The sequence below is a fragment of the bacterium genome (genome assembly GCA_036524115.1).
Classification (GTDB): Bacteria; JAUVQV01; JAUVQV01; order JAUVQV01; family DATDCY01; genus DATDCY01.
Genome location: DATDCY010000139.1, coordinates 21,710 through 28,509, shown reverse-complemented (window position 1 = coordinate 28,509; position 6,800 = coordinate 21,710). Strand labels below are relative to the sequence as shown.

Genomic DNA, 6,800 nt, shown 5'->3' with positions numbered 1-6,800 from the left:
AGAGACCCCGCGCCCTCGTCTACACGCGCCGTCCGCCGGCGGGCGCGCTGGCGGACGCCATCGCCCGGGCCGGGCTGGAGGTCGAGTGGACGGACAGCGGTCCGGCGGCCATCGGCGAGGCCGTGGACCGGAACCTCGCGGTCTGTTTCGCGGGGGTCGGTGCCGACGGCGACGAGGGGCTCGACTACCTCCCCTGCCTCAACCAGGCCGACCCGGCGCTGCCGCTGATCATTGTTGCCGCCCGGGACTCGGTGGAGACGCAGCGGCGGCTGCGCAGCCACCGCGTCTTCTACTACCTGGTCGAGCCGCTCGACCTCGCGGAGGTGCAGGCCGTGATCGCGGCGGCGCTGCGCGGCCGCGGGTGTGCGCCCGCACGCAGGAAGGCGGCGTTGCAGGCTTGACAGGTGCGGCTCGTTCCCCAACTATCGAATGACGAGGGACGCGGCGGCGAGCCGGCGGGGCAGGCGCCGGGCCGGGAGGAGGACGCGGCGAGTGAGCCAGGGAGAGGATCGGAACAAGGCCTCCAGGGGCTCCGAGTGCGCCGGTCTCGATCCGGCCACCGGCGCCCCGCGGCCCTGCGCGCGCTGCGAAGGGCCGGCGGCGCTGCTCATGGAGTCCTACCGGCAGGTCGGGAACATCAACCACCTCGAGGGCAAGAACCTCCCGTCAAAGCGGGCCGTCGGGCTGATCGCCCGCGATCTGCTGCGCCTGCTCTTCCCGGGGTTCTTCGGCGAGCGGCTGCCGCACGCCGCCGAGCTCGAGGGCGAGGTCGCCGCGTTGCTGCACTCCGTGTGCATGCGCCTGCGCGAGGAGATCAACAAGAGCCTGCGTTGCTCTCCGGCCTGCCCGGCGCTGCCCCAGGTGCCCGCGCTCGCCGGCGAGATCACGGCCGAGTTCCTGCGTCTGCTCCCCGAGGTGCGGGCGCTGCTCCAGACCGACGTCGAGGCCGCCTTCCAGGGGGACCCCGCCTCGGTGGCGACCGACGAGATCATCCTCGCCTACCCCTTCGTCGAGGCGGTGGCGGTCCAGCGCATGGCCCACATCCTCTACGCCAAGGGGGTGCCGCTGGTGCCGCGCGTCATGACCGAGTGGGCGCACGGGCGCACGGGCATCGACATCCATCCGGGGGCCCGGATCGGCTCGCATTTCTACATCGACCACGGCACGGGGACGGTCATCGGGGAGACCTCGCGGATCGGCAGCCACGTCAAGATCTACCAGGGGGTCGGGCTCATCGCCCGCTCGCTCTCCGGCGGGCGCGCGCTGCACGGCAAGCGCCGCCATCCGACGCTCGAGGACAACGTGACCGTCTACTCCGGCGCGACGATCATGGGTGGCGACACCGTCGTCGGCGCCGGCAGCACGATCGGCGCCGGCGTCTTCCTCAACCGCAGCGTGCCCGCCAACTCGCTGGTGCTCAACGAGGAGGCGCGGATCATCGTCCTCCAGAAGCGCTCCGACCTCGCCGACTACCAGATATAGGCCGGCCGCCCGGGCGTCAGGTTGCCGCTGCGGTCGCCGCGACCAACCGCTCCTCCTGGCCCGCGAACGTGAAGAACCGGACGATCTCGAGGAGGTGCGCGCTGTGCGCCGAGAGCTCCTGCGCTGTTGCGGCCATCTCCTCCGCGGAACTGGCATTGCTCTGCACGACCTGGTCGAGCTGCCGGATCGCCGCGCCCACCTGCTGCGCCCCTTCGTGCTGTTCCCTGCTGGCGCCGTTGATCTCCCTGACGAGGTCCGCGGCCCGCTGGATGTCCGGAACGAGCTTGGCCAGCATGCTTCCAGCCTCCTCCGCGATCCGGACGCTCGCACCCGAGAGCTGGGAAATCTCCGCTGCCGCTGCCTGGGAACGCTCCGCGAGCTTGCGCACCTCGCTCGCCACGACCGCGAAGCCCCGGCCGCTCTCGCCCGCCCGCGCCGCCTCGATCGCCGCGTTCAGCGCCAGCAGGTTCGTCTGGCGGGCAATCTCCTCGACGATGCTGGTCTTCGCCGCGATCTGCTTCATGGCGGCCACCGTCTGGACCACGGTCGCGCCGCCACGCTGGGTATCGTCGGCCGCCTTCCGGGAGAAGCGATCCGTCTCCTGGGCCGCTTCGGCATTTTGCTGGATCGTCTGGCTGATCTGTTCGATCGACGCGAGCACCTGCTGCACCGCGCCCGCCTGCTCGCTCGCGCCCTGCGACAGCGCCTCGGAACTCATGGCAAGCTGCCGTGCGCCGCCGGCGATGCTCCCGGACGCGGACTGCACGCTGCCGACGACTTCGCCGAGCTTCCGGGCCATCTTCTCCATCGAGCGGTAGACGCTGCCCTCGGCGTTTCGGGCGTCGAAGCCGATCCCGAGCTCGCCCCGGGCGATCTTCTCGGCGATCCGCGCGATCTCCGCCGGCTCGCCGCCGAGCGGTCGGGCGATCGTCTCGGCGATGCGCCAGTTCGTGACGGCGAAGATCGCGATGATCGCGGCGAGAAAGAGGACGCTCCTGCGCAGCTGAGCCATGAACAGCGCGTCGACGTCGTCAAGGTAGATGCCGCTGCCGAGCACCCAGCCCCACGGCTCGAATCCGGCAACGTAGGACACCTTGCGCACCGGCTTGCTGAAGCCGGGCTTGGGCCAGGCGTAATAGACGAAGCCCGCCCCGGCGCGGCGCACCACCTCGACCATCTCCGAGAACAGCCGCTTGCCGTCGGGGTCCTTGTAGTTCGAGAGGTCGGTCCCGTTCAATTCGGGCTTGAAGGGGTGCATGAGCATCGTCGGGCCCATGTCGTTGATCCAGAAGTAGTCATCCTTCTCGTAGCGCAGCTCCCGGATCGTCGCGATCGCCGCTGCCTGGGCGGCACCCTCGGACAGCTTCCCATCGAGGGCGAGTTGCCGGTAGTGCTCGAGGACGCTCCTGGCGGTTTCGACGAGGTGCCTGGTCTTGAGCGCCTTCTCCTTGAGCATGGTCTCGCGCAGCGTCAGCGTCGACACGAACATGTTCGCAACGATCGCGGCGACGCCCAGCCCGGCGATCAACAACAGCTTGTGTCTGATCTTCAGATCCCGAATCCGCTTCAAACCAGCACCTCCCCCCGGGTTGCCCGACGTTGCTGCCTGCGGTTCGTTGTCGTGGATCCTTGCCGCTCATCCATGCTGGTCCGTGTCGCCGATCCACCGCCCGAGGTCGGCGATCAGGTCGTCCGGGTCCTCGAGGCCGACGGACAGGCGCAGCAGGTTGTCGCCGATCCCGCGCGCCGCCCGTTCCGCCGGCGACAGCGAGGCGTGCGACATGCGCGCCGGCCAGGAGAGGATGCTCTCCACGCCGCCGAGGCTCACGGCGAAGGCGGCGAGTTCGACCCCCTCGAGGAGCCGGCGCGTCAGTTCCGCCGAGGCCAGCTCGAACGAGAGGACTGCGCCTGGCCCGTCCGCCTGGGCCTCGTGCACCGCGCGGCCCGGGTGCGCCGCCAGTCCCGGATAGTGCACGCGCAGGACGTTCCGGCGCTCCGCCAGCCACGCCGCGACCAGCCGCGCGCTGCGCTGGCTCTCCTCGAGGCGCACGCGCAGCGTCTTGATGCCGCGCAGCGCCAGCCAGCAGTCCTGGGGGCCGAGGACGGCGCCGAAGCCGTTCTGGAGGAAGCGCAGCCGCCGGCCGAGCCCGGCGTCGCCCGCGACCGCGAAGCCGCAGACCACGTCGCTGTGGCCGGCGAGGAACTTCGTGCCGCTGTGCAGGACGATGTCGCAGCCGAGCGCGAGCGGCCGCTGCAGGTACGGGGTCATGAAGGTGTTGTCGACGATGCCGAGCAGGCCGCGCTCCCGCGCCAGGGCCGCCGCCGCGCGCAGGTCCGTGATCTTCAGCAGCGGGTTGGACGGCGTCTCGAGAAACAGCGCCCTGGTCTCCGGGCGGATCGCCGCCGCGATCGACGCCGGGTCGGTCGCGTCGACGAAGGTCGCGGCCAGCCCCCAGTGCGAGAAGATCTTCGTGAGCGCGCGGTAGGTGCCGCCGTAGACGTCCTCGCAGACCACGAGGTGGTCGCCGGGAGCGAAGAGCAGCAGCGTGGTGGAGATCGCGGCCATCCCGGAGGCGAAGGCGCAGGCGACCGTCCCGCCCTCGAGCGCCGCCAGCGTTTCCTCGAGCGCCTCGCGCGTCGGGTTGCCCGAGCGCCCGTAGTCGTACTTCCCGAAGGCGTCCACCGAGCGCTGCGCGAACGTCGACGCATGGTGGACCGGCACGGAGAGCGCCCCCGTCGCCGCGTCCGCCGCGTGCGGCCCGTGGATCAGGCGCGTGGCGAGCTTCATCGCGCGCCCCCGCCGTCGAGCGCCTGCGCCAGGTCCGCGATCAGGTCGCGGGCGTCCTCGATGCCGACCGAGAGGCGCAGCAGCCGCTCCGAGATGCCGAGGCGCGCGCGCACCTGCGGCTCGATGTCCGCGTGGGTCTGCTGCCAGGGATAGGTCGCCAGCGATTCGACCCCCCCGAGACTCTCCGCGAAGGAGATCAGCCGCAGGCGACCGAGGAACGCCGGCACCAGGTCGGCCGCGGCGAGCTCGAAGGAGACCATCGCCCCGAACCCGCGGGCCTGCCGCCGCAGCAGGTCGTGGCCAGGGTGCCCGGGGAGCCCCGGGTAGAGGACCTTCGTCACCCGCGGGTGACCCGCGAGGAAAGCGGCGATCGCCGCGGCGTTCTCCTGCTGCCGGTCGAGGCGCACCCCGAGCGTCTTGAGCCCGCGGATCACGAGCCAGCTGTCCTGCGGGCCGAGCACCGCGCCGGCGGCGTTCTGGTGGAAGTACACCCGCTTGGCCAGTTCCTCGCCGCGCACCACGGCGAGGCCCGCGATCGTGTCGTTGTGCCCGGCGAGGTACTTGCTGCCGCTGTAGACCGCGACGTCCGCTCCGAGGGCCAGAGGCTGCAGGAGGTACGGCGTGAGGAAGGTGTTGTCGACGATGCAGAGCGCGCCGCGGTCCCGGCAGAGCGCCGCGAGCGCGGCCAGGTCCGCCGTCTTGAGCAGCGGGTTCGTCAGGGACTCGACGAAGAGCGCCCGCGTCTCGGGACGGAACGCGGCGCGCACCGCGGCCGGATCGCTCGTGTCCGCGTACGTGAACGCCAGCCCGTACTGCCGGAAGACCTGCTCGAAGAGCCGGTAGCTGCCGCCGTAGAGGTCCTCGGTCACGACGAGGTGGTCCCCCGCCTTGAAGAGCAGCAGCAGCGACGTGATCGCCGCCATCCCCGATGAGTACGCGAAGCCGCGCGCGCCGCCGTCGAGCAGCGCCATCCCTTCCTCGAGCGCCTGCCGCGTCGGGTTGCCCGAGCGGCTGTAGTCGTACCCGGTGCTCTGCCCGAGCCCGGGGTGGCGAAACGTCGCGGTCTGGTACACGGGCACCGTCACCGCGCCGGTGCGGGTGTCCCAGTCCAGCCCGATGCGCACGGCCTGCGTCGCTATCTCCATGGTGCCTCCCCGGCGATGGGAATCGCTCATCTCCCGACCTCGGCCCATTTTACGGCATCGCGGGCGCAAACCCGACACCGCGGGCGCCTGTGCGCGGCGAAATCCGGCGCAGCACCCGGACGCTGTCCCGAAGCGCCTCGAGGAACCGATCGACATCCTCAAACGTGGTCGCGCGACCCACCGTCACGCGCAGGGCGCCGTGGGCGAGGTGTGCGGGCACGCCGATCGCGGAGAGCACGTGGGAGGCCTCCCCGGAACCGGAGGAGCAGGCCGATCCCGAAGAGACCGTGAACCCCCGCCTGTCGAGGAGCAGCAGGAGCGCTTCGCCTTCCACGTCCGCCAGGCAGAAGGACGCGTTGCCCGGGAGGCGCTGCTCGGCGTGTCCGGTGAGCCGCGCATCCTCGATGGTCCCGAGAACGCCGTCGATGACCCGGTCCCGCAGGAGCACGCAACGCGCTGCATCAGACACCAAGGAGCGCTCTGCGAGCGCCGCTGCCTCGCCGAGACCGATGATCCCGGGCACGTTGAGGGTCCCGGCGCGCCGGCCGTCCTCCTGGCCGCCGCCGTGCAGCAGCCTCGCCACGAGGGTGCCCCGGCGCACGTACAGGGCGCCGATCCCCTTGGGCCCGTAGAGCTTGTGACCCGAGAGCGAGAGCAGGTCGACCCCGAGCTGATCAACCGGCGTCGCCGCGTGGCCGAACGTCTGGACGGCGTCGGTGTGGAAGAGGACGCCGGCCTCCCGGGTGATACGGCCGATCTCCGCGATCGGCTGGATGCTGCCGACCTCGTTGTTGGCGTGCATGACGGAGACGAGTGCCGTCCGCGGCGTGATCGCGCGTCGCACGTCGTCGGGATCGACCAGCCCATGGCCGTCGACCGGCAGGATCGAGACATCCGCGCCCTGGCTGCGGAGGTGGCGCGCGGTGGAGAGGACGGCGTGGTGCTCGATGGCGGTGGTGATCATGTGGACACCGCCGTCCGCCGCGGCCGAGGCGACGCCGCGCAGGGCATGGTTGTCGCTCTCGGAGCCTCCGCTGGTGAAGACGATCTCCGAGGGGTCGGCTCCCAGTAGTCCGGCGACGTTGCGCCGGGCGACGTCGACCGCGCTCCGCGCGATCTGCCCCTCCTCGTAGAGGCTGGCCGGGTTGCCGAAATTCCCCGCGAGAAACGGCAACATCGCCGTCAGCACCGACGGGTCGACGGGCGTTGTTGCTGCGTGATCGAGGTGGACTCTTCGCTCCGGCATCTCCAGCTCCTCCGATGGCCTCACATTCTCGCTTGACAGCATACTGTATCATTGCTATGGTAATAATAGCAATTGAAAAGTGCTCTACAGGTAGAGGAGTTGTGATGACCAATTTCGCCGGCAGTCAGATCGTAGCCGC

Annotated in this window: 6 protein-coding genes; 2 read left to right on the top strand and 4 right to left on the bottom strand. The window is 70.7% G+C overall.

All coding sequences use genetic code 11. The features are described 5' to 3' along the window. Positions 1-401: hypothetical protein (locus VI078_06695; GenBank protein ID HEY5998980.1), on the top strand; the 401-nt coding region annotated here is incomplete at its 5' end. 91 nt (positions 402-492) lie between these two features. Then, a complete protein-coding gene (locus VI078_06690) occupies positions 493-1,482 on the top strand; it encodes a serine O-acetyltransferase (protein HEY5998979.1) in 990 nt (329 codons plus the stop codon). A gap of 16 nt (positions 1,483-1,498) precedes the next feature. Here VI078_06690 and VI078_06685 read toward each other — a convergent pair whose 3' ends face one another. From VI078_06685 to VI078_06670, 4 genes are all read right to left on the bottom strand, one after another. Continuing rightward, positions 1,499-3,052, bottom strand: a complete 1,554-nt coding sequence (locus tag VI078_06685; protein ID HEY5998978.1) for a cache domain-containing protein — start codon at positions 3,050-3,052, stop codon at positions 1,499-1,501. 66 nt (positions 3,053-3,118) lie between these two features. After that, the gene (locus VI078_06680; protein ID HEY5998977.1) at positions 3,119-4,270 is read right to left on the bottom strand and encodes a PLP-dependent transferase; all 1,152 of its coding nucleotides are present in this window, start codon (positions 4,268-4,270) and stop codon (positions 3,119-3,121) included. Next, positions 4,267-5,415: a PLP-dependent aspartate aminotransferase family protein gene (locus VI078_06675; protein ID HEY5998976.1), complete on the bottom strand. Its 1,149-nt coding sequence runs from the start codon at positions 5,413-5,415 to the stop codon at positions 4,267-4,269. Before VI078_06675 ends, VI078_06680 begins: the two co-directional genes overlap by 4 nt. A 49-nt stretch (positions 5,416-5,464) precedes the next feature. Then, positions 5,465-6,661: an aminotransferase class V-fold PLP-dependent enzyme gene (locus VI078_06670; GenBank protein HEY5998975.1), complete on the bottom strand. Its 1,197-nt coding sequence runs from the start codon at positions 6,659-6,661 to the stop codon at positions 5,465-5,467. Positions 6,662-6,800 lie beyond the last annotated feature (139 nt).